The 19,933-nt window shown below is 68.3% G+C and carries 17 protein-coding genes; 10 read left to right on the top strand and 7 right to left on the bottom strand.

All coding sequences use genetic code 11. The features are described from left to right. Nucleotides 1–30 precede the first annotated feature (30 nt). The 3 genes from ACFV9C_RS12720 to ACFV9C_RS12710 all read right to left on the bottom strand — a co-directional run bounded on the left by ACFV9C_RS12720 (nucleotide 31) and on the right by ACFV9C_RS12710 (nucleotide 2,999). A complete protein-coding gene (locus tag ACFV9C_RS12720; protein ID WP_380193141.1) occupies nucleotides 31–933 on the bottom strand; it encodes a hypothetical protein in 903 nt (300 codons plus the stop codon). Nucleotides 934–943: 10 nt separating this feature from the next. Continuing rightward, entirely contained in the window at nucleotides 944–1,717 is a 774-nt protein-coding gene (locus tag ACFV9C_RS12715) for a L,D-transpeptidase (RefSeq protein ID WP_380193140.1), read from the bottom strand. 433 nt (nucleotides 1,718–2,150) lie between these two features. Next, nucleotides 2,151–2,999: a PAC2 family protein gene (locus tag ACFV9C_RS12710; protein WP_380193139.1), complete on the bottom strand. Its 849-nt coding sequence runs from the start codon at nucleotides 2,997–2,999 to the stop codon at nucleotides 2,151–2,153. 177 nt (nucleotides 3,000–3,176) lie between these two features. Here ACFV9C_RS12710 and ACFV9C_RS12705 point away from each other — a divergent pair, with 177 nt between their 5' ends. The 7 genes from ACFV9C_RS12705 (at nucleotide 3,177) to ACFV9C_RS12675 (ending at nucleotide 11,763) form a co-directional block, all read left to right on the top strand. Further along, nucleotides 3,177–3,830: an HAD family hydrolase gene (locus ACFV9C_RS12705; protein WP_380193138.1), complete on the top strand. Its 654-nt coding sequence runs from the start codon at nucleotides 3,177–3,179 to the stop codon at nucleotides 3,828–3,830. Nucleotides 3,831–3,897: 67 nt separating this feature from the next. Continuing rightward, entirely contained in the window at nucleotides 3,898–5,466 is a 1,569-nt protein-coding gene (locus ACFV9C_RS12700; RefSeq protein WP_380193137.1) for an ABC transporter substrate-binding protein, read from the top strand. Nucleotides 5,467–5,696: 230 nt separating this feature from the next. Next, nucleotides 5,697–6,689: an ABC transporter permease gene (locus ACFV9C_RS12695; protein ID WP_380193136.1), complete on the top strand. Its 993-nt coding sequence runs from the start codon at nucleotides 5,697–5,699 to the stop codon at nucleotides 6,687–6,689. 56 nt (nucleotides 6,690–6,745) lie between these two features. Continuing rightward, on the top strand, nucleotides 6,746–8,524 hold the full coding sequence (locus ACFV9C_RS12690) for an ABC transporter substrate-binding protein (protein ID WP_380193135.1): 1,779 nt from the start codon (nucleotides 6,746–6,748) through the stop codon (nucleotides 8,522–8,524). 94 nt (nucleotides 8,525–8,618) lie between these two features. Next, nucleotides 8,619–9,632: an ABC transporter permease gene (locus tag ACFV9C_RS12685; protein WP_380193133.1), complete on the top strand. Its 1,014-nt coding sequence runs from the start codon at nucleotides 8,619–8,621 to the stop codon at nucleotides 9,630–9,632. Beyond that, nucleotides 9,629–10,702: an ABC transporter ATP-binding protein gene (locus ACFV9C_RS12680; protein WP_380193132.1), complete on the top strand. Its 1,074-nt coding sequence runs from the start codon at nucleotides 9,629–9,631 to the stop codon at nucleotides 10,700–10,702. Before ACFV9C_RS12685 ends, ACFV9C_RS12680 begins: the two co-directional genes overlap by 4 nt. 11 nt (nucleotides 10,703–10,713) lie before the next feature. Beyond that, nucleotides 10,714–11,763: an ABC transporter ATP-binding protein gene (locus ACFV9C_RS12675; RefSeq protein WP_380193131.1), complete on the top strand. Its 1,050-nt coding sequence runs from the start codon at nucleotides 10,714–10,716 to the stop codon at nucleotides 11,761–11,763. Here the strand turns inward: ACFV9C_RS12675 and ACFV9C_RS12670 are convergent. Genes ACFV9C_RS12670 through ACFV9C_RS12655 form a run of 4 tightly spaced genes read right to left on the bottom strand, consistent with a single transcriptional unit; the run spans nucleotide 11,757 to nucleotide 15,554 of the window. Continuing rightward, nucleotides 11,757–12,896, bottom strand: a complete 1,140-nt coding sequence (locus ACFV9C_RS12670; RefSeq protein WP_380193129.1) for a hypothetical protein — start codon at nucleotides 12,894–12,896, stop codon at nucleotides 11,757–11,759. The genes ACFV9C_RS12675 and ACFV9C_RS12670 overlap by 7 nt on opposite strands. Then, complete coding sequence (locus tag ACFV9C_RS12665) at nucleotides 12,893–13,399, bottom strand: SigE family RNA polymerase sigma factor (RefSeq protein WP_380193127.1); 507 nt, start codon at nucleotides 13,397–13,399, stop codon at nucleotides 12,893–12,895. The genes ACFV9C_RS12670 and ACFV9C_RS12665 overlap by 4 nt, the downstream gene beginning before the upstream one ends. A gap of 20 nt (nucleotides 13,400–13,419) precedes the next feature. Then, nucleotides 13,420–14,223 (bottom strand): SGNH/GDSL hydrolase family protein, encoded by an 804-nt coding sequence (locus ACFV9C_RS12660; RefSeq protein WP_380193126.1) that lies wholly within the window; start codon nucleotides 14,221–14,223, stop codon nucleotides 13,420–13,422. Further along, nucleotides 14,220–15,554 carry an alpha/beta hydrolase gene (locus ACFV9C_RS12655; protein ID WP_380193124.1) on the bottom strand — a complete coding sequence of 445 codons (1,335 nt, stop codon included), beginning with the start codon at nucleotides 15,552–15,554 and terminating at the stop codon, nucleotides 14,220–14,222. Before ACFV9C_RS12655 ends, ACFV9C_RS12660 begins: the two co-directional genes overlap by 4 nt. A 254-nt stretch (nucleotides 15,555–15,808) precedes the next feature. Here ACFV9C_RS12655 and ACFV9C_RS12650 point away from each other — a divergent pair, with 254 nt between their 5' ends. Genes ACFV9C_RS12650 through ACFV9C_RS12640 form a run of 3 tightly spaced genes read left to right on the top strand, consistent with a single transcriptional unit; the run spans nucleotide 15,809 to nucleotide 19,924 of the window. Then, complete coding sequence (locus ACFV9C_RS12650; protein ID WP_380193123.1) at nucleotides 15,809–16,642, top strand: MIP/aquaporin family protein; 834 nt, start codon at nucleotides 15,809–15,811, stop codon at nucleotides 16,640–16,642. Between the two features lie 36 nt (nucleotides 16,643–16,678). Next, on the top strand, nucleotides 16,679–18,196 hold the full coding sequence (gene glpK, locus ACFV9C_RS12645; RefSeq protein WP_380193122.1) for a glycerol kinase GlpK: 1,518 nt from the start codon (nucleotides 16,679–16,681) through the stop codon (nucleotides 18,194–18,196). Nucleotides 18,197–18,211: 15 nt separating this feature from the next. Continuing rightward, complete coding sequence (locus ACFV9C_RS12640) at nucleotides 18,212–19,924, top strand: glycerol-3-phosphate dehydrogenase/oxidase (RefSeq protein WP_380193121.1); 1,713 nt, start codon at nucleotides 18,212–18,214, stop codon at nucleotides 19,922–19,924. Nucleotides 19,925–19,933: the final 9 nt, after the last annotated feature.

Here is a 19,933-nt window from a genome sequence, read left to right as displayed (position 1 = left end):
GCTTGGTCGAGGGGTGTCTGTTGGGGCTGGTCAGCCGGTGACGGCTTGGTGGGTCTTGACCGGGGTGGGCACCGGGGCCGCGGGTGGGGTGTTCACCTGGGGCGGGGCCGGGTGGTCCACCGGGAGCTTGGGGGTGGGCTTGGCCTTCGCGGGCGGCGTCGCGCAGGTGGCCGAGGCCAGGTTGATGGTTTCGGCGCCGCCCAGGTTGATGGTCAGGCCGGTGACCGTGAACGCGCCGTCCGAGTGCTTCGCCTGGCTGTTGACCGTGATCGAGGCCAGCGGGTTCGACGGCAGGCTCGCGCCCTGCTTGGTGGTCGGCAGCTTGATCGTCTGGCCGAGCAGCGTCAGCGAACCGATATCGATGCCGCCGGTGTCACCTGAGCACCACACGTTCAGTGAGTCGATCGCGAGCAGCGACTTCGGCGGGTTGAGCAGCAGGTTGCACAGGTCCGGGAGGTTCTTCACCGGCAGGTCCGCGGTGCTCAGCTTCGGCAGACCGGGCAGCCCGGGCAGACCGAGGTCGGGCAGCGCGATGTCGGGCAGCGGCAGGTCGGAGGCGCCGGTCTTCGGCAGGTTCGCGCACTGCTGCTTCAGCTCCGGCGGGATCTTCACCTGGCTCAGGATGTCCGGCCCGATCACGATGTCGAACAGCTCCACCGAGGCCGAGTCGTTGCCCGCAGTCGCCGTGCCGGCCCGCACCGAGATGAGCGGGTTCGACGGCAGTTCGAGCGCGGACGTCGTCTGCCGCTTGCCGTCCAGCGACTCGGCGTACGGCGTCTTCGCGACCGGCACCTGCCCTTCGGCGCTCACGGCGTACGCCGAGGACGGGCGGGCCGCCGCGTTGCCGGCGGGCGCACTCGCGACCAGGCTGAACGTCACGACGCCCGCCACGGCCGCGGCCGTGAGCACCGTCGGAGTCAACTGTCGTCGCATCGGATTCTCCTTATTTGCTGTCGATCAGGACGAGCGTCCCGAGCGGAACCTTCTGCAGATCGGCGAGCGCGGCCTTCGGCACCCGGACGCAGCCCGCGCTGATCGCCGCACCGAACACGTGCGGATTCGGCCAGCCGTGGATCGCGACGGTACCAGGTCCGCCACCGAACGTGTCCAAGGTGGGACTGTGCGCACCCAACGGGAGCACGATCGGCGACGCCGAGCGTTTGTGGTCGATGATCGAGCCGAGCAGGAACGTCCGCCCGGGCGGCGTCGGCGTCTTCTTCGCGCCGACCCCGGCCTTCCAGGTCCCGAGGCTCTTGTTGTCCAGGAACAGCTCCAGCGTCCGCGAGCTGGTGTGCACGCGGATCAGGTACGACGAACTGGCCCGGTCGAGGTCCGTGTCCTGGAGCCAGCCGGTGGACCGGTTCGGCTTGGACGGCAGCAGCACCCGGACCCAGCCGTCGGTCTGGTCGACCACCGGCAGCCAGGTCGGCCCGAACTGGGTCGGCGCGATTTTCCCGAACGCGTCCGCGTCGGGCGACGTGAACAGCGCGGCCTCGTGGCGCGGGTGCACGACGACGCCGCCGGTCCCGGAGTACGGCGAGGTGTCGAGCGGCGCGGTGGGGATCGTTGTCGCGGTCGTCGACGCGGTCAGCGTGCTGAGGTCGACCGTCTTCGCACTGCTCGCCTTGTGGCCGAAGATCCCGATCGCGGCAACCACCCCGAGCAGCACGAGCACGGCCAGAGCAGGAACCGAGCTACCGCCCCGCTCGTTGCGCATCCCGTTGCTCCCCGTGGTCCCGGTGACGGCACGCCGTCACCCCCCAGTAGTCCGCTCGAATATAAACCCACTGGTAACAACGCACCAGACCCCGACCTGGTTACGGTCACCCATCTCGGGGGTTGACCCCTGAGATGGCGGGTTGGCCCCCGGCATACACGTCCACGAACCCGCTATCTCAGGGGCCAACCCCCGAGATGGCGGGTTGGCGCCCGGCGTACATCTCCACGAACTCGCTATCTCAGGGGCCAACCCGCGAGATGGCGGGTTGGCGCCCGGCATACATCTCCACGAACCCACCATCTCAGGGGCCAACCCCGGAGATGGCGGCGCGGCGGCCCCGGTGGCGAGGTGCGGGTGGCTGGCGGGCGGTGCGGGTGGTGCGGGGTGGTGTGGGTGTGCGGGGTGGTGTGGGGTGGTGTGTGGGGTGCGGTTACTCGCCGGGGTGGTTCTTGTTTCGGCGTTTGAGGTAGCGCTCGAACTCGGCGGCGATCGCCTCGCCGGTGGCCTCGGGCAGGTCGGCGGTGTCACGCTGTTCCTCGAGCGACTGCACGTACTCCGCGACCTCCGGGTCCTCCTCGCTCAGCTCGTCCGCGCCGCGCTGCCAGGCCCGGGCCAGCTCGGGCAGCTCGCCCTCGGGGATGGTCAGGTCGAGCAGCTCCTCGACCTTGCCGAGCAGCGCCAGCGACGCCTTCGGGCACGGCGTACCGGCGATGTAGTGCGGGATCGCGGACCAGATCGACACCGACGGCACGCCGAGCGTCGTGCACAGGTCGGCGAAGACACCGGTGATCCCGGTTGGACCCTCGTACGTCGAGGGCTCCAGGCTCCAGGCCGCGGTCAGCTCCTCGTCCGACGAGGTCGCGGAGACCGGGATCGGCCGGGTGTGCGGCGCGTCCGCGAGGAGCGCCCCGAGCACGACGACGATCTGCGCGTTCGACTCGTCGACCAGCTCGAGCAGCTCCCGGGAGAACGCCCGCCAGCGCATGTTCGGCTCGACGCCGCGGATCAGCAGCACGTCCCGGCCGGTGTCGCCCGGGCGGGCCAGGTAGATCCGGGTGGTCGGCCAGGTCAGCTGCCGGACGCCGTCGTCGTCGATCGACACCCGCGGCCGGTTCACCTGGTAGTCGTAGTAGTCCTCGGGGTCGATGGCCGTGACGAGCTCCGCGTCCCACTCGTCGATCAGGTGGTCGACCGCTCCGGTGGCCGCCTCGGCCGCGTCGTTCCAGCCCTCGAACGCGGCGATCACGACCGGGTCCCTCAGGTTCGCGAGGTCAACCACTCGCAGGCCCCCTGTCGTCTCTCAAGCCAACACCGGCGGGTTGCCGGAATCCGGACTGCAAGCCTACGTGCTGCGACCGGGTCATGTGGCCGGTTTCACCCCGGGCGGAACGTGTCGCGACGGACCAGGGAGAATGGGGTGAAGGTGAGCTCGGGAGACGACGTAGAGGAGCGGTAGTTGCCGGCCCTGCAAGCGGTGCTGTGGGACATGGACGGGACGTTGGTCGACTCCGAGAAGGTCTGGGCGGAGGTGCAGCTCGAGCTGCTCGCGGAGCTCGGCGCGACCTGGACGCTCGAGGACTGCATGACGCTGATCGGCAGCGACCTGCGCGACGCCGTCCAGGTCTGGATGGCGCGGATCCCCGAGGGCGTGATCACCGGTGACGAGCTCGCGGAGCGGATGTTCTCCGAGGTGGTCGAGGCGCTCCGCCGCGAGGTCACGTTCCAGCCCGGTGCGCTGGAACTGCTGCGGGCGCTGCGCAAGGAAGAGATCCCGTGCGGGCTGGTGTCCGCGTCGTACCGGACGATGATCGACGCGGTGCTGGGGCACCTGCCGCCGGATCCGTTCGACGTGGTCGTGGCCGGCGACGAGGTGACGCTCGGCAAGCCGAACCCGGAGCCGTACCTGACGGCGGCCGAGCGGCTCGGCGTGGACCCGGCGTACTGCGTGGTGATCGAGGACTCGATGACCGGTACCCAGGCCGGTACGGCGGCCGGCATGTACGTCGTCGCCGCACCGCAGTGGATCAGCATCCCGGACGCCCCGCGGCGGCTCGTGGTGAAGTCGCTGGAGCCGTTGACGCCGGACTCCTTGCGCGCGCTGCTCCGTTGACGAGCTACCGTCACTTGGTGCCCTCGGGGGCGTTGTGTGGGGTAACGGGCTGGGGAAAGGTGAGACGGTGAGTGAGTGGGTGCGCCGGGTGTCGGCGGCCGTGGCAGTCGGTGCGCTGGGGATCTGCCTGGCTGCCTGCGGCGAACCGGACGACAACGCCCCGCACCCGGGGGAGCAGACGCCGAAGCAGATGCTGCTCCGGCTCGCGACCACCGACACCGTGACCTCCCTGGATCCGGCCGGCCCGTACGACGTGGCCTCGCGGACCGTCCAGGCGAACCTGTACCAGACGCTGCTGACGATCCTCCCGGACAAGCCGACGCCGGTGCCGGACGCGGCGGACTGCCAGTTCGACTCGCCGACGACGTACACCTGCAGCCTGAAGGAGAAGCTGACCTTCCCGAACGGGCACCAGTTGACCTCGTCGGACGTGAAGTTCAGCTTCGACCGGCTGGTGCGGCTGAAGACGCCCGGGGGACTGGCGCCGCTGTTCGCGTCGGTGAAGTCGGTGAGTACGCCGGACCCGTTGACGGCCGTGTTCAACCTGACGAGCCCGGACGCGCGGCTGCCGTACCTGCTGACCACGACCGCGGCGTCGATCGTCGACGAGCAGTCGTACCCGGCGGACGCGCTGCTCAAGGACAAGGCCGTCGGCAGCGGGCCGTACCAGCTGGCCGGGTTCACGCCGGGCGAGGTGACGCTGACGAAGTTCGCGAACTACCACGGTCCGCGCGCGGCGCAGAACGACGGCGTCACGATCACGACGGTGCCGAACGCGCAGGACCTCTACCAGCAGATCTCGACCGGGAAGGCCGACCTCGCGTTCCACGGGCTCGGACCGGTGCTGCTCGACAAGCTCCGCACCGCGAACGGCGTGCAGGTCGTCGACACCGGCAGCGCGGAGATCCGGCTGTACGCGTTCCAGATGAAGTCGCTGCTGTCCCGCAACCCGGCGATCCGGCGCGCCGTCGCCCAGGTCGTCGACCGGTCCGCGATCGCGAAGACGGCGTACGCCGACCACGTGTCGCCGCTGTACTCCGTCGTACCGCCGGGGTTCGGCGGCCAGGTGGACGCGTTCCGGACCGAGTACAAGCAGCCGAACAAGACGGCGGCCGCGGCGATCCTGAAGAACGCGAACATCGCCGCACCGGTGCCGTTGACGGTCGGCTGGACGCCGTCGCAGTACGGCGTGGGCGCGAAGGCCGAAGTGCTGGAGCTGAAGCGGCAACTGGAGGCGTCCGGACTGTTCCGGGTGACGCTGCGGAGCGTGGAGTGGCCGCAGTACCAGGTGGCGACGGCGGCCGGGGCGTACGACCTGTTCATGACCGGCTGGACGCCGGACTACCCGGACGCCGACGACTACCTGCGGCCGTTCGTCGCGACCGACGGTGCTTTCGCGTCGAACGGGTACCGGTCCGCGGCGGCCACGAAGCTGCTGCAGCAGCAACGCGGTGAGCAGAACGGTCTGCAGCGCGACGATCTGATCGGTCAGCTACAGGGAGTGATCGCGACGGACGTGCCGGTGATCCCGACCTGGCAGGCGCGGGTCGTCGTAGTGGCCGGCAAAGAGCTGGAGAACGTGAAAACGGCGCTCGACCCGCTGGATTTCCTCTACCTGTCCGCATTACGGCACTGACACAAAAATGCCATGGCAGTAACGGTTCGCAAGGTCCCGGCGACCGTCGGTGCGACACCGTGGTTTACTGCGGAATGTCCACGATACGGGACGATTTCCTGACGATCACGATCGGGCAACGCAGCACTTTCCGCGTTTGACTCCGGGCTGTAATGGCGGCAGGTTAAGGCGGCAGCCATACCGGATTCGGTTCCGGTTCATTCGACGAACGAGGCAGGGGTACAGATCGCGTGAGCGCGCCACTCGAGGTCGATCCCGGATCAGCGTCAGCGCAGCCTGAGGCGCTGCTGGAAGGCGCCGGCAAGATCGAGGGCCGGTCGCTGTGGCAGATCTCGTGGATGCGGCTGAAGCGCGACAAGGTCGCGATCGCCGGGGGCATCTTCGTGGTCTTCCTGATGCTGGTCGGGATCTTCGCGCCGCTGCTGTGCAAGCTCGTCGGCGTCACGCCGAACGACTTCCACCAGGACCTTGTGGACGCGTCGCTGCAGACTCCGATCGGCAAGTACGGCGGGATCAGCGGGGCGCACCCGTTCGGTGTCGAACCGGTGAACGGCCGCGACATCTTCGCCCGGATCGTGTACGGCGCCCGGATCTCGCTGCTGATCGCGTTCCTGGCAACCTTGCTGTCGGTGGTCATCGGTGTCGTGATGGGGATCGTGGCCGGCTACTTCGGTGGCTGGGTCGACACCCTGATCAGCCGGCTGATGGACATCTTCCTGGCGTTCCCGCTGGTGCTGTTCGCGCTCGCGCTGGTCGGCGCGATCCCGGATTCGATCCTCGGCCTGACCGGTGACCCGCTGCGGGTCGCGCTGATCGTGTTCATCATCGGCTTCTTCAGCTGGCCGTACATCGGCCGGATCATCCGCGGCCAGACGCTGTCACTGCGCGAACGCGAGTTCGTCGACGCCGCCCGGAGCCTCGGCGCGCGGCGTCCGTACATCCTGTTCACCGAGCTGCTGCCGAACCTGATCGCGCCGATCCTGGTCTACGCGACCCTGCTGATCCCGACCAACGTGCTGTTCGAGGCCGGTCTGTCGTACCTGGGTGTCGGTGTCCGCCCCCCGACCGCCAGCTGGGGCGACATGCTGTCGATCGCGGCGAAGTGGTACTCGGTCGACCCGTGGTACATGATCTGGCCCGGTCTTTCGATCTTCATCACCGTGCTGGCGTTCAACCTGTTCGGCGACGGGCTGCGGGACGCGCTCGACCCGCGTTCGCGGTAGGACTTCTCTCCAACCAGGGAGCCTGGGCTCTCACGAATAAAGGGGTGCAAGAAGAGATGAGATGGAATCGCATCACGACGGCCACCGCCGTCAGTGCGGCCGTCGCCCTGAGCCTGGTGGCTTGTGGGGGACCCAAGGCCACGCCGGGCGGCTCCTCCTCCTCCGGAGGCGGGGCGACGCCGGAGTTCAACGCGGCCGTCGGCAAGGACTTCAACCCGAGCGACAAGAAGGGTGGCACGCTGCGGATGGCGATCACCCAGCAGTGGGACTCCACTGACCCGGGTGACACCTACTACGGCCTGTCCTGGAACCTGGTCCGCAACTACGTCCGGCCGCTGATGACGTTCGCCGCGAAGCCGGGTGCCGAGGGTGCGAAGCCGGTGCCGGACCTCGCCGAGGCCCCTGGTGTGCCGAGTGACAACGCGACGACCTGGACCTACAAGATCCGCAAGGGCATCAAGTTCGAGGACGGTTCGCCAGTCACCTCCAAGGATGTCAAGTACGCCGTCGCGCGGTCGCTGGACAAGGTCACGCTGCCGAACGGCCCGACGTACTTCAACGACTTCCTGCTCGACATCCCGAAGGGCTACAGCGTCTACAAGGACAAGACGCTGGCCGGGGTGGCGAAGGCGATCGAGACGCCGGACGACAACACGATCGTCTTCCACCTGAACAAGCCGTTCGCCAGCTTCGACTACTTCGCCCAGCTGCCGTCGACGGCGCCGGTGCCGCAGGCCAAGGACACGGGTGCGAAGTACAAGGAGCACCCGATCGCGACGGGCCCGTACAAGTTCGGTACCTACAACCCGAACAGCGGCTTCGACCTGGTCCGCAACGACCAGTACGACCCGGCGACCGACCCGGACTCGGGCCGGAAGGCGCTGCCGGACAAGATCACCATCGCCTACAACGTCGAGGGCACCGACATCGACAACCGGCTGCTCGCCGGTGACCTGGACGTCGACCTCGCCGGTACCGGTGTGCAGCCGGAGACCCAGGCGAAGATCCTGGCCGACCCGAAGCTGAAGGCGCACGCCGACAACGTGCCGGCCCCGCGCCTGAACTGGACCGTGCTGAACAGCCAGGTCCCGCCGCTGGACAACATCCACTGCCGCAAGGCCGTGCTGTACGCGGCCGACCACGAGGGCTACCAGCGCGCGTACGGTGGTCCGATCGGTGGTGACATCGCGACCAACCTGATGCCGCCGGGCGTGACCGGGTCCGAGCAGTTCGACGACTACGGCTTCAAGACCGACAAGAACGGCAACGTCGACAAGGCCAAGCAGGAGCTGCAGCAGTGCGGCCAGCCGAACGGCTTCGCGATCAACATCACCTACCGCACCGACCGGGCCAAGGAGAAGGCGGTCGCCGAGACGCTGCAGCAGTCGCTGAAGCGGGTCGGCATCAACCTGACCACCAAGCCGTACCCGACCGGTGACTACACCAAGCTGTACGCCGGCAAGCCGGACTTCGCGAAGGCGAACCGTCTCGGCCTGATCGTCTACAGCTGGGGCGCGGACTGGAACGACGGCTTCGGCTTCCTGAGCCAGATCGTCGACAGCCGGGTGATCCGGGACGCCGGCGGTAACACCAACCTCGGTATCCGGATCCCCGAGGTCGACACGATGATCGACCAGGCGCTGAAGACGACCGACGAGACCGCCCGGAACAAGATCTGGGTGGACATCGACAAGAAGGTCATGGAGCAGGCGGGGGCACTGCCGGGCATCTGGGCCAAGGGCCTGCTGTACCGTCCGGACTCGCTGTCGAACGTCTTCACCAACGACGGTCAGAACATGTACGACTACGCGGCGATCGGTGTCGCCCAGAAGTAGTTGCCCTGACCAACCATCATTTCGCCAGCAGAGGTAGGTGAAGGCTGAGGTGGCCGGTGATCAGCGATGATCCCCGGCCACCACGCCGCGCACGGTGCTCGCATATCTGATCCGCCGGGTGATCGGGGCAGTGATCCTGCTCTTCATCGTCACGGCAGTCACGTTCTCGATCTTCTTCCTGGTCCCGCGGCTCGGCGGTGCCACGGCGGACGACCTGGCCTCGCGGTACGTCGGCCGGAGCGTCGGCAAGGAGCAGATCCACGAGACCGCGGTCAAGCTCGGCTTCACCGACCCGCTCTACGTCCAGTACGGCCGCTTCGTCAAAGGGCTGGTCGCCGGTACGGAGTACAACTACGGCCCGGGCACCGAGCACTGCCCGGCGCCCTGCTTCGGGTACTCGTACCTGACCCAGACCCCGGTCTGGCCGGACCTGGTCGCACGAATACCGGTCACTGCCTCGCTGGCGGGTGGTGCGGCCTTCATCTGGCTGCTCACCGGTGTCGGTACCGGCATCATCTCCGCACTGAGACGTGGGTCGGTGCTGGACCGATCACTCATGTCGGTGGCGCTGGCCGGTGTCTCGCTGCCGATCTTCTTCACCGGCCTGCTGTCGCTGTCGATCTTCAGTTACGGACTCGGCTGGACGGTGCAGGGCGGTACCAACCCACTCGACGAGACGAACCCGTTGTGGTGGGCGTACGACCTGATCCTCCCGTGGGTGACGCTCGCGTTCCTGTACGCCGCGGCGTACGCGCGACTCACCCGGGCCGGGATGCTCGAGACCATGAACGAGGACTTCGTCCGAACCGCGCGGGCCAAGGGCCTGACCGAACGGGACGTCGTCATCAAGCACGGACTGAGATCCGCGCTGACGCCGATCCTGACGATCTTCGGCCTGGACCTGGGCCTGCTGATGGGCGGCGCGATCCTCACCGAGACCACGTTCTCGCTGCCGGGCATCGGCCAGTACGCCGTCATCGCACTGCAGGCCAACGACCTGCCGAAGGTGCTCGGCGTGACGCTGGTGGCCGCGTTCTTCATCGTGTTCGCGAACCTGGTCGTTGATCTCCTGTACGCCGTTGTCGACCCGAGGGTGCGGATCTCGTGAGCGAGCCGATCGAAGAAGTGCAGGACACCAAGCCGCAGCGCGTGGAGCGCGGCGAGGCGTTCCTCGACGTCCGCGACCTCAAGGTCCACTTCCCGACCGACGACGGTCTGGTGAAGTCCGTCGATGGGATCTCCTTCAAGCTGGAGCGCGGCAAGACGCTCGGCATCGTCGGCGAGTCCGGCTCCGGGAAGAGTGTCACCAGCCTGTCGATCATGGGCCTGCACAAGCCCGGCGTCGCGAACATCAGCGGCGAGATCTACCTCGACGGCCAGGACCTGGTGTCGTCGACGCGCGAAGAGGTCCGGCTGCTCCGCGGCAAGCGGATGGCGATGATCTTCCAGGATCCGCTGTCCGCGATGCACCCGTTCTACACGGTCGGCCATCAGATCATCGAGGCCTACCGGGTGCACAACGAGGTCAGCAAACAGGTCGCCCGCAAGCACGCGATCGAGATGCTCGACCGGGTCGGCATCCCGCAGCCCGACCGCCGGGTGGACGCGTACCCGCACCAGTTCTCCGGCGGCATGCGGCAGCGCGCGATGATCGCGATGGCGCTGTCCTGCGACCCCGACCTGCTGATCGCGGACGAGCCGACCACGGCGCTGGACGTCACCGTGCAGGCGCAGATCCTGGACCTGATCCGGGACCTGCAGCGCGAGTTCAACTCCGCGGTCATCATCATCACCCACGACCTCGGCGTGGTCGCCGAGCTGGCCGACGACATCCAGGTGATGTACGCCGGCCGCGCGATCGAGTACAGCACCGCCGAGGACATCTTCGACCGGCCGCAGCACCCGTACACCTGGGGGCTGCTCGGCTCGATGCCGCGGATCGACCGTGAGCGCAGCGAGCGGCTGATCCCGATCAAGGGCACGCCGCCGAGCCTGATCAACGTGCCGAAGGGCTGCGCGTTCAACCCGCGCTGCAACTACGCGCACCTGAACAACGGCCTCAGCGAGACCGAGCGGCCGGAGCTCCTGGACACCGGCGACGGCCACATGGTGGCCTGCCACCTCTCCCCGCAGAACCGCCGCGAGGCGTGGGAGACCGACATCAAGCCGAAGCTCTGAACGGGACGACTGTGACCACTACTGACGCCGAATCCACTCCTCCCGCACCGAAGCTGGGCGAGGAGATCCTGTCGGTCGACGGACTCGTCAAGCACTTCCCGATCCGCAAGGGCCTGCTGCAGCGCCAGGTCGGCGCCGTTCAGGCTGTCGACGGCCTGACGTTCAGCGTGCGGCAGGGCGAGACGCTGTCCCTGGTGGGGGAGTCCGGTTGTGGCAAGACCACGACCGGCCGGCTGCTCACCCGGCTGGAGACGCCGACCGCGGGCAAGATCGTGTTCGAGGGCCGCGACATCAGCAACCTCAGCGAGGGGCGGATGCGCCCGCTGCGTCGCGACGTACAGATGATCTTCCAGGATCCGTACGGTTCGCTGAACCCGCGGCACACGGTCGGCAAGATCGTCGGCGCGCCGTACCGCCTGCAGCACGTGAAGACCGAGCACGGCGTGAAGAAGGCCGTGCAGGAGTTGCTCGAGCTGGTCGGCCTCTCGCCGGAGCACTACAACCGCTACCCGCACGAGTTCTCCGGCGGCCAGCGGCAGCGCATCGGCATCGCCCGTACGCTCGCCCTCCGCCCGAAGCTGATCGTCGCGGACGAGCCGGTGTCGGCGCTGGACGTGTCGATCCAGGCCCAGGTCGTGAACCTGCTCGAGGACCTGCAGGACGAGTTCGACCTGACGTACGTGATGATCGCCCACGACCTGTCCGTCGTACGGCACGTGTCCGACCGGGTCGCGGTCATGTACCTCGGCAAGATCGTCGAGCTCGCGGACCGCGTCAGCCTGTACGAGCGCCCGATGCACCCGTACACGGTCGCCCTGCTGTCCGCCGTTCCGGTCCCCGACACCAAGCGCAAGGCCAAGCAGGAACGCATCCGCCTCCAGGGTGACGTCCCGTCGCCGATCAACCCGCCGCCGGCCTGCCGCTTCCACACCCGCTGCTGGAAGGCGCAGGAGATCTGCAAGACCCAGGAACCACCCCTGATCGAACTGGCCCCAGGCCACCAGACCGCCTGCCATTTCCCGGAGAACCTGGAGACCCCGGCCGCGAAGACCGATCAGTAGAGGTCGGTGATCGGCGTACCGGTCGGCAGCGCGAAGGACGCGGTCCGGGCCGGAACCTTGTTGAAGGTGAGCTTGGTGAACGCGGGCACCGCGATCTTGGTGCTGCTGGTCCGGGCGTTGACGACCAGCAGGTCGAGCTCGCCGGACTGACGTTCGGCGGCGATCGTGCAGGTGACGTCGTCGAGCCACTGGCCGAAGAACATGCTGAGGTACGTCGACGGCAGTGCGACGTGCGTGCCGGTGGTCGCGTCGAAGAGCTGGAGGTTCGACCAGACCGGCTGGATGACCGGGCGGGCGTCGTCGGGTTCGGTGACGAGGTACGCGGCCGTGGGGGACAGGAACGCCTGCTGGCCGGTGAACTTCACGGGGGCGGTCGCGCTGATGGTGGGGCCGATCGCGAGGTTCACGACCGCGTACTTGTCGAACGGCTGCTGGAAGACGAGCTGACCGGCTCCGACGGTGCGGACAATCTCGGGTCCGACCTTCGCGATCAACTCGCCTCGGTCGGTGGTCAGGTCCCAGCGGTACAGCCCTTGGAGAGTGCCGAAGTACGCGTGGTCGCCGTCGAGGGCTACGACTCGAGGGTCGGCGACCAGGCTCAGGTTGGGTGAGACCCTGTTGCCGATCCCGGTGCGGACCAGCTCGCGGCGGGCGGCGACGTCGTACACGACCGACTCGTAGCGGTCGTTGAAGCCTTCCACCCAGGCCACCAGGTTGCCGCTGTCGCCGCCGGTCAGGCGCCATGCGGACTTGCTCAGGGAGCGTACGCCGTCGTGGTCCACGACGTGGATCGCGTTCTCGGAGTTGAGGAAGACGAAACCCGCGTCGGTCTGGACGAAGGTGACCACGCGGTGCGGGGCGACCGAAATGGTTTCGTCGCCGTAGTGGAGCTCGGAGCCCACCGCGTACGTCACCCGGCGCTGGCTGAAGAGTGGCGGCACGTGGCGCTTGCGGGCGGCGGCGACGGCCAGGGTTCCGCCGGCCAGGGTCACGGCGGTGCCGCCGAAGATTGTGAGGACACGGCGGCGGGAGAGCCGGTGGTTGCCGGCCGCAATGATTCCGTCGAGGTCGAGCGGTGGGGGTTCGACGCCGGCGGCGCGTTCGGTGAGGGTGTCCTTGAGCAGGTCGTTCATTCGGTCAGCCCCGCCTTCTGTACGACGTCGGCGCCCAGCCGGGCGCGGAGTTTCTTCAGCGCGTCCGAGACCTGGCTCTTCACGGTCCCGACGCTGCAGCCGAGTACGTCGGCGGTCTGTACCTCGGTGAGGTCCTCGTAGTACCGCAGGACCAGCGCCGCCCGTTGTCGTGGTGGCAGCTGCTGCAGCTCGTGCCACAACCAGATCCGCGCGGTCGAGTCGTCGGCGTGCACGGCACGGTCCGGTACGTCGTCATGGGGCCGCTCGGCGTGCCACGACTTCCGGCGCCACCAGGCGATCGCGGTGTTGGTGATCGCCCGCCGCGTGTACGCCTCGGCGTTCCGCGGGTCGCGGAGGCGGTGCCAGCTGACGTACGTCTTCACCAGTCCCTCCTGGACGAGGTCCTCGGCCAGACCGCGCTCGCCGGCCAGCAGGTACGCGTACCGGAACAGCGCCGCGTGCCGGCCGGTCGCGAACTCGGCGAACGCCGTCGAGTCGGCCATCTCGTCCCCCTCGGGTCTGTCTACCCTCCCTGATGCGGGGACGTCGGCAAAGGGTTGGGTGTTGCGGCCAGCAGTACGCTGGCGATCAGGGCGTGCCCGGCGGCGTTCGGGTGGTCGCCGTCGGCGGCGAGCAGCGAGGTGATGTTCGAGCTGTCCTTGAACGGCGTGTAGATGTCGACGTACGTCGCGTCGTCGGCGGCCGCGGCGGCGGCGATCGCGCCGTTCGTGCGGAGCGTGAGCTGGTCGCTGGCCTGCAGGCCGCTGGCGGGGTACTGGCGGGCGGCGACGTCGCCGTCCTCGAACACGTTCCAGTAGCCGGTCACCAGGATCGTCGTCGGCTGGTTGTTCCGGAGCGCGTGGATCCGGCCGAGGATCTTGCCCAGGTTCACGGTCAGCTGCTCGAACTCGTCGGACACGCAGTCGGCGGTGCACTGACCGCTGGTGACGTCGTCGTGGTGATCGCCGAAGTCGTTCGCCCCGATCGTCAGCAGGACGACGTTCGCGGCGGCGGTGTCGACCTGGGTGGCGGAGTCGGGCTGGTTCAGCGTCTGCAGCAGACCGGACGAGTCCAGTCCGCCGACGCCCAGGTTGGTGACCGCGACAGTGGCCACGTCGCGGTCCTGGAGCTGGTCGCCGTACATCTGCGGGAATGCCGAGCAGTTGCAGTTGGAGCCGGAGGTGACCGAGTCGCCGAGGGCCACGACGTGGATCTGACCGGCCGGAAGTGGCTTGAAGACCCCACTCACCGTGTCGGCGCCGCTGATCACGGTGACGACGATGAGGACGATGAGGCCGACGGCGAGCCGTCGAGTTGTCTGGATCACGCGGGTTTCTTGTGCCTCGTCTCGATACGTCCGGGAAGGGCGAGCTGACTCGTCCCAGCGTGGTGGGTGAGCCCCGGAATGGCCAGTTGGTTCGCGAGCCAAGGATAGGCCGCCGCGAAGGCCGGTGCTGCGAACTGCCACACATGGGTGCCGGGGGAGATCTGGACCCGGGACCAGATCCCGACCGCGGCGGCGGCCTTGGACAGCTCCTCCGCCTCGTGCTGGTGACGTCGCTCCTTGGTGCTGGTCAGGAACAGTCCGTCCACGCCCTGGTACCTGCCGTGCGCCTTCATCACCAGGAGCGCCTCGTTCTGGTGCTCGAGCGCCACGTCGCCGCCGTACAGGTCGTGCAGGCTGGCGGCCGGCGTGCTCGTGTACGGCGCGAGGTCGCCGGAGATGTCGATGAAGTGCGTGAACACGTCCGGGTGTTCGACGACCAGGTCCAGCGAGCAGGTCCCGCCCATCGAGAACCCGGCGACCGCCCACTGCGCCGGGTTGGTGGCGGCGCCGAAGGTCTTCTCGATGTACTTCGGGATGTCCTGGTCGAGGTGGTCGGCCGAGTTCCCGCGCGGGCCGTTCACGCACTCCGTGTCGTTCGTGAACCGCGCGGTCGCGTCGGCGAACACCAGGATGGGCGCGTAGCCGTGGTGCAGACGCGCGTACGCGTCGGACACCTGGACGGCGTTGCCGAGCCGCACCCAGTCGCCGGGGCCGCCGCGCTCACCGCCGATCAGCTCGACGACCGGGAGCGGGTGCCGGTGCGCGGTGCGGACGAACCAGATCGGCGGCAGGTAGACCAGTTCCGGCCGGTGCTTGAAGTGGCTGTACGTCGCGGGAATGACCACCTGGACGAGCTTTCCGACGCCCGGAGGCTTGGTGGCGTTCGCCTCGTGCCGGAGCCGCGCGATCGACACCTGCCCCGCCAGCGGGGTGTTGGTCCAGTCGCTGACGGCGGAGTCGATGGTCGGGTAGTACCCGACGAACTGGTTCACGCCGTTCGCACAGACCAGCGCGGCGAGCGCCGCGGCCACGACCGCCATACCCCGTCGCCACCACCGCGCGGTCCGCCAGCCGGCGGCCAGCACGAGCAGGGCAGCGATGGCGAGACCCAGCCACAACCACACCGAGAACGGCAGCGGATCGGTCACCCCGACCGCCGTGGCTCCCGGGTACGCCGCCAGAAACGTGAGCAGCACGGTGACGCCCGCGATCAGCGGGACCATCCGCCAGTGCCACTTGTAGTCCCGCCAGCCGATGGCCGCGATCAGCGCACCGGCAGCGAGCACGTCGAGCATCGCCGGAAACCATCCCCCCAGCAGCGATACGTTCATCCATTCCCTCCGAAGCCGAGTAGACCCAACCCCTTGACGTCACACAACGCTAGATGGTTGGCATGACGTTCCCGGGCCCACTCAGCGTCCCCTCAGTTTCGTGATACTGAGTGATCGGTCAGTCACCGAGTGTCGCAACCCGTGCCGTGGTGGTCGGCGTTCGACAATGTCGAACGGAGGGCGTTGTTCCGCGCGGACTTCGCTCTTACATTCCAGCCAGCCGTGGTCGTCACGGCGAGGAAGGGAGGTTCGGTATGGCTACGACCGAGACGGTCAAGGCGAAGACCCTTCTGGGGGAGTGTTCCGCCGAGTTCCTGGGCACGTTCATCCTGATCCTGTTCGGGGTCGGTGTGGTGGCACAGGTGGTGGCCGGCGGGATCGGGAACCACGACTCGATCGCATGGGCCTGGGGTCTGGGCGTCACCCTGGGCATCTACGTGGCGGGCCGGATGACCGGCGCGCACCTCAACCCGGCGGTGACCATCGCGCTGGCGGCGTTCCGCGGATTCAGTTGGCGGAAGGTGGCGCCGTACGCGCTGGCGCAGTTCCTCGGGGCGTTCGCGGCGGCGCTGGTGGTCCGCTGGAACTACACCGAGGCTCTGAACAAGTTCGACCCCGGCCTGACCCGGAAGAGCCAGATCGTGTTCTCGACGCTGCCCGGCAACGGCGCGGACATCGGCGTGCACCTCTGGGGCGGCTTCCGCGACCAGATCATCGGTACGGCGATCCTGATGCTGCTGATCCTCGCCATCACCGACCTGCGCAACACGGCCCCGGCCGCGAACCTGACGCCGTTCATCGTCGGTCTGGTCGTGGTCGGTATCGGCATGGCGTGGGGTACGAACGCCGGCTACGCGATCAACCCGGCCCGTGACTTCGGCCCGCGGCTGGCGTCGTTCATCACCGGGTACGGCGGGGCGTTCAAGGACCAGTTCGGCGAAGTGTATTTCTGGGTACCGATCGTGGCGCCGATCCTCGGCGCGCTGCTCGGCGCGCTGATCTACGACCAGCTGGTCGGCCGGTTCCTGCCGATCGCGGACGAGGACGAGGAACCGGGGCGCATTCCGGAGGAGGACACGACCGCATGATGAATCCCCTGTGTTTGTGTGAGGAGAGGACTTTCCATGGCTGACTTCGTCGGTGCCGTCGACCAGGGCACCACGAGCACCCGCTTCATGATCTTCGACCACTCCGGCAACGAGGTGGGCAAGCACCAGCTCGAGCACGAGCAGATCCTGCCGCAGGCCGGCTGGGTGGAGCACAACCCGACCGAGATCTGGGAGCGGACCAGCTCGGTCATCCAGACCGCGCTGAACGCGAACAACCTGCACGCCAGCGACCTCGCCGCGCTCGGCATCACCAACCAGCGCGAGACCGCGGTGGTGTGGAACCGCAAGACCGGCCGGCCGTACTACAACGCGATCGTCTGGCAGGACACCCGGACCGACCGGATCGCCTCCGCGCTGGAGCGCGAGGGCAAGGGTGATGTGATCCGGCAGAAGGCCGGCCTGCCGCCGGCGACGTACTTCTCGGCCGGCAAGGTGCAGTGGATCCTCGAGAACGTCGACGGCGTCCGGGAGGCCGCCGAGGCGGGGGACGCGGTCTTCGGCAACACCGACACGTGGCTGCTGTGGAACCTGACCGGCGGTACCGAGGGCGGCGCACACATCACCGACGTCACCAACGCCAGCCGGACCATGCTGATGAACCTCGAGACGCTCGACTGGGACGACGAGCTGATCAGCTTCTTCAACATCCCGCGCTCGATGCTGCCCGAGATCCGGCCGTCGTCGGACCCGAACAAGTACGGCGAGACGCTGGCGAACGGCCCGCTCGGCGGCGTCGTACCGCTGACCGGCGACCTCGGCGACCAGCAGGCGGCGACCGTCGGGCAGGTGTGCTTCAACCCTGGTGAAGCGAAGAACACCTACGGCACGGGCAACTTCATGCTGCTGAACACCGGTACCGAGCTGGTCCGGTCGAAGGCCGGCCTGCTCAGCACGATGTGCTACAAGTTCGGCGACGAGGCCCCGGTGTACGCGCTGGAGGGCTCCATCGCGGTCACCGGTTCCGCGGTGCAGTGGCTGCGCGACCAGCTCGGCATCATCTCCGGTGCCGCCGAGATCGAGACGCTGGCCAAGCAGGTCGCGGACAACGGCGGCGTGTACTTCGTCCCCGCGTTCTCCGGCCTGTTCGCGCCGTACTGGCGGTCCGACGCCCGCGGCGCGATCGTCGGACTGTCCCGGTTCAACACCAACGCCCACCTGGCGCGCGCGACACTGGAAGCGATCTGCTACCAGAGCAAGGACGTGTCGGACGCGATGGAGAAGGACTCCGGCGTACAGCTCGACGTGCTGAAGGTGGACGGCGGCGTGACGGCGAACGAGCTGGCCATGCAGATGCAGGCCGACATCCTCGGCGTACCGGTGAGCAAGCCGGTCGTCGCGGAGACCACCGCGCTCGGGGCGGCGTACGCGGCCGGGCTCGCCGTGGGCTTCTGGAAGAACAAGGAAGAGCTGGTCCAGAACTGGAACGAGGACAAGCGGTGGGAGCCGCAGTGGAACGACGAGCAGCGCGCCCAGGGGTACGCCGGATGGCAGAAGGCCGTCCAGCGCACGCTTGACTGGGTCGACGTCGACTGATCAGGAGGAACAACTGTGGCTGTAGTGGCTCTGTCACCGCAAGCAAGGGCCGACGCGATCGACGCGCTGGCGGACGGACGCGAACTGGACGTCCTGGTGATCGGTGGCGGGGTGGTCGGCACCGGATCGGCGCTCGATGCCGCCACCCGCGGGCTGACCACCGGACTGCTGGAGGCCCGCGACTTCGCGAGCGGCACCTCCAGCAGGTCCAGCAAGCTGATCCACGGCGGCCTGCGCTACCTGGAGATGCTCGACTTCCGGCTCGTGCACGAGGCGCTGCAGGAGCGCGGCCTGCTCCTGCAGCGGATCGCACCGCACCTGGTGAAGCCGGTGCCGTTCCTGTACCCGCTCCAGCACCGCTGGTGGGAGCGGTTCTACGCCGGCGCCGGCGTCGCGCTGTACGACGGGATGGCGGTCAGCTCGGGCCTCGGCGCCGGGCTGCCGATCCACCGGCACCTGACCCGGCGCGGGGCGATGCGGCTGGTCCCGTCGCTGAAGAAGTCCGCGCTGATCGGCGCGCTGCAGTACTACGACGCGCAGGTCGACGACGCGCGGCACACGATGGAGCTTGCCCGGACGGCGGCGTCGTACGGCGCGCTGGTCGCGAACCGGGTGAAGGTCACCGGGTTCCTCCGGCAGGGCGAGCGGGTCACTGGGGTCCAGGCGAAGGACCTGGAGAGCGGACGCGAGTTCGAGGTCCGCGCGAAGCAGGTCGTGAACGCGACCGGTGTGTGGACCGACGACACCCAGGCGATGGTGGGGGAGCGCGGGCAGTACCACGTGCGCGCGTCCAAGGGCATCCACCTCGTCGTACCGAAGGACCGGATCCAGTCCAGCACCGGGATGATCCTGCGGACCGAGAAGTCCGTGCTGTTCATCATCCCGTGGGGCCGGCACTGGCTGATCGGTACGACGGACACCGACTGGCGGCTGGACAAGGCGCATCCGGCGGCGACGAGCAAGGACATCGAGTACCTGCTCGACCACGTGAACGCCGTACTGACGACGCCGCTCACCCGGGAGGACGTCGAGGGCGTGTACGCCGGGCTGCGTCCGCTGCTGGCGGGGGAGTCCGAGAGTACGTCGAAGCTGTCCCGCGAGCACGTCGTCGCCCACAGCGCGCCCGGTCTCGTGGTGGTTGCCGGTGGCAAGTACACGACGTACCGGGTGATGGCGAAGGACGCCATCGACGCGGTCGCGGACGCGCTCGACGGGCGGGTGCCGCGGAGCGTCACGAAGAACATCCCGCTGGTCGGCGCCGACGGGTACCAGGCGCTCTGGAACCAGCGCCAGCTGATCGCGCAGCGCTCGGGGCTGCACGTGGCGCGGATCGAGCACCTGCTCAACCGGTACGGCGCACTCGTCGACGAAGTACTCGAACTGGTCGCCGAGGACCCGTCGCTGGGCGAGCAGCTGCCCGGGACGCAGGACTACCTGAAGGCCGAGATCGTGTACGGCGCCAAGGCCGAAGGCGCCCGGCACCTCGACGACGTGCTGGCCCGCCGTACCCGGATCTCGATCGAGGCCTGGGACCGCGGTGTCGCAGCGGCCGAGGCCGCCGCCCGGCTGATCGCCCCGGTCCTCGGCTGGGACGAGCAGACCATCGAACGCGAGGTCGCGTTCTACCTGAAGCGCGTCCAGTCCGAACGTGACTCCCAGGACCAGCCCGATGACGAGTCCGCCGACAAGGTCCGCCTCGAGGCGCCGGACATCGTCTCGCCCGCCTGACCCGGAGGG

It is taken from the genome of Kribbella sp. NPDC059898 (assembly GCF_042730855.1).
Taxonomy (GTDB): Bacteria; Actinomycetota; Actinomycetes; order Propionibacteriales; family Kribbellaceae; genus Kribbella.
The sequence above is the reverse complement of the archived record's forward strand: the minus strand, read 5'-3'. Positions and strand labels throughout refer to the sequence as shown.

Bases quoted from the DNA above. Each gene is read 5' to 3' on its own strand.
- ACFV9C_RS12720 (WP_380193141.1), bottom strand. From the start codon at position 933: ATGCGACGACAGTTGACTCCGACGGTGCTCACGGCCGCGGCCGTGGCG.
- ACFV9C_RS12715 (WP_380193140.1), bottom strand. From the start codon at position 1,717: ATGCGCAACGAGCGGGGCGGTAGCTCGGTTCCTGCTCTGGCCGTGCTC.
- ACFV9C_RS12690 (WP_380193135.1), top strand. From the start codon at position 6,746: ATGAGATGGAATCGCATCACGACGGCCACCGCCGTCAGTGCGGCCGTC.
- ACFV9C_RS12670 (WP_380193129.1), bottom strand. From the start codon at position 12,896: ATGAACGACCTGCTCAAGGACACCCTCACCGAACGCGCCGCCGGCGTC.
- ACFV9C_RS12665 (WP_380193127.1), bottom strand. From the start codon at position 13,399: ATGGCCGACTCGACGGCGTTCGCCGAGTTCGCGACCGGCCGGCACGCG.
- ACFV9C_RS12655 (WP_380193124.1), bottom strand. From the start codon at position 15,554: ATGAACGTATCGCTGCTGGGGGGATGGTTTCCGGCGATGCTCGACGTG.
- ACFV9C_RS12650 (WP_380193123.1), top strand. From the start codon at position 15,809: ATGGCTACGACCGAGACGGTCAAGGCGAAGACCCTTCTGGGGGAGTGT.
- glpK (WP_380193122.1), top strand. From the start codon at position 16,679: ATGGCTGACTTCGTCGGTGCCGTCGACCAGGGCACCACGAGCACCCGC.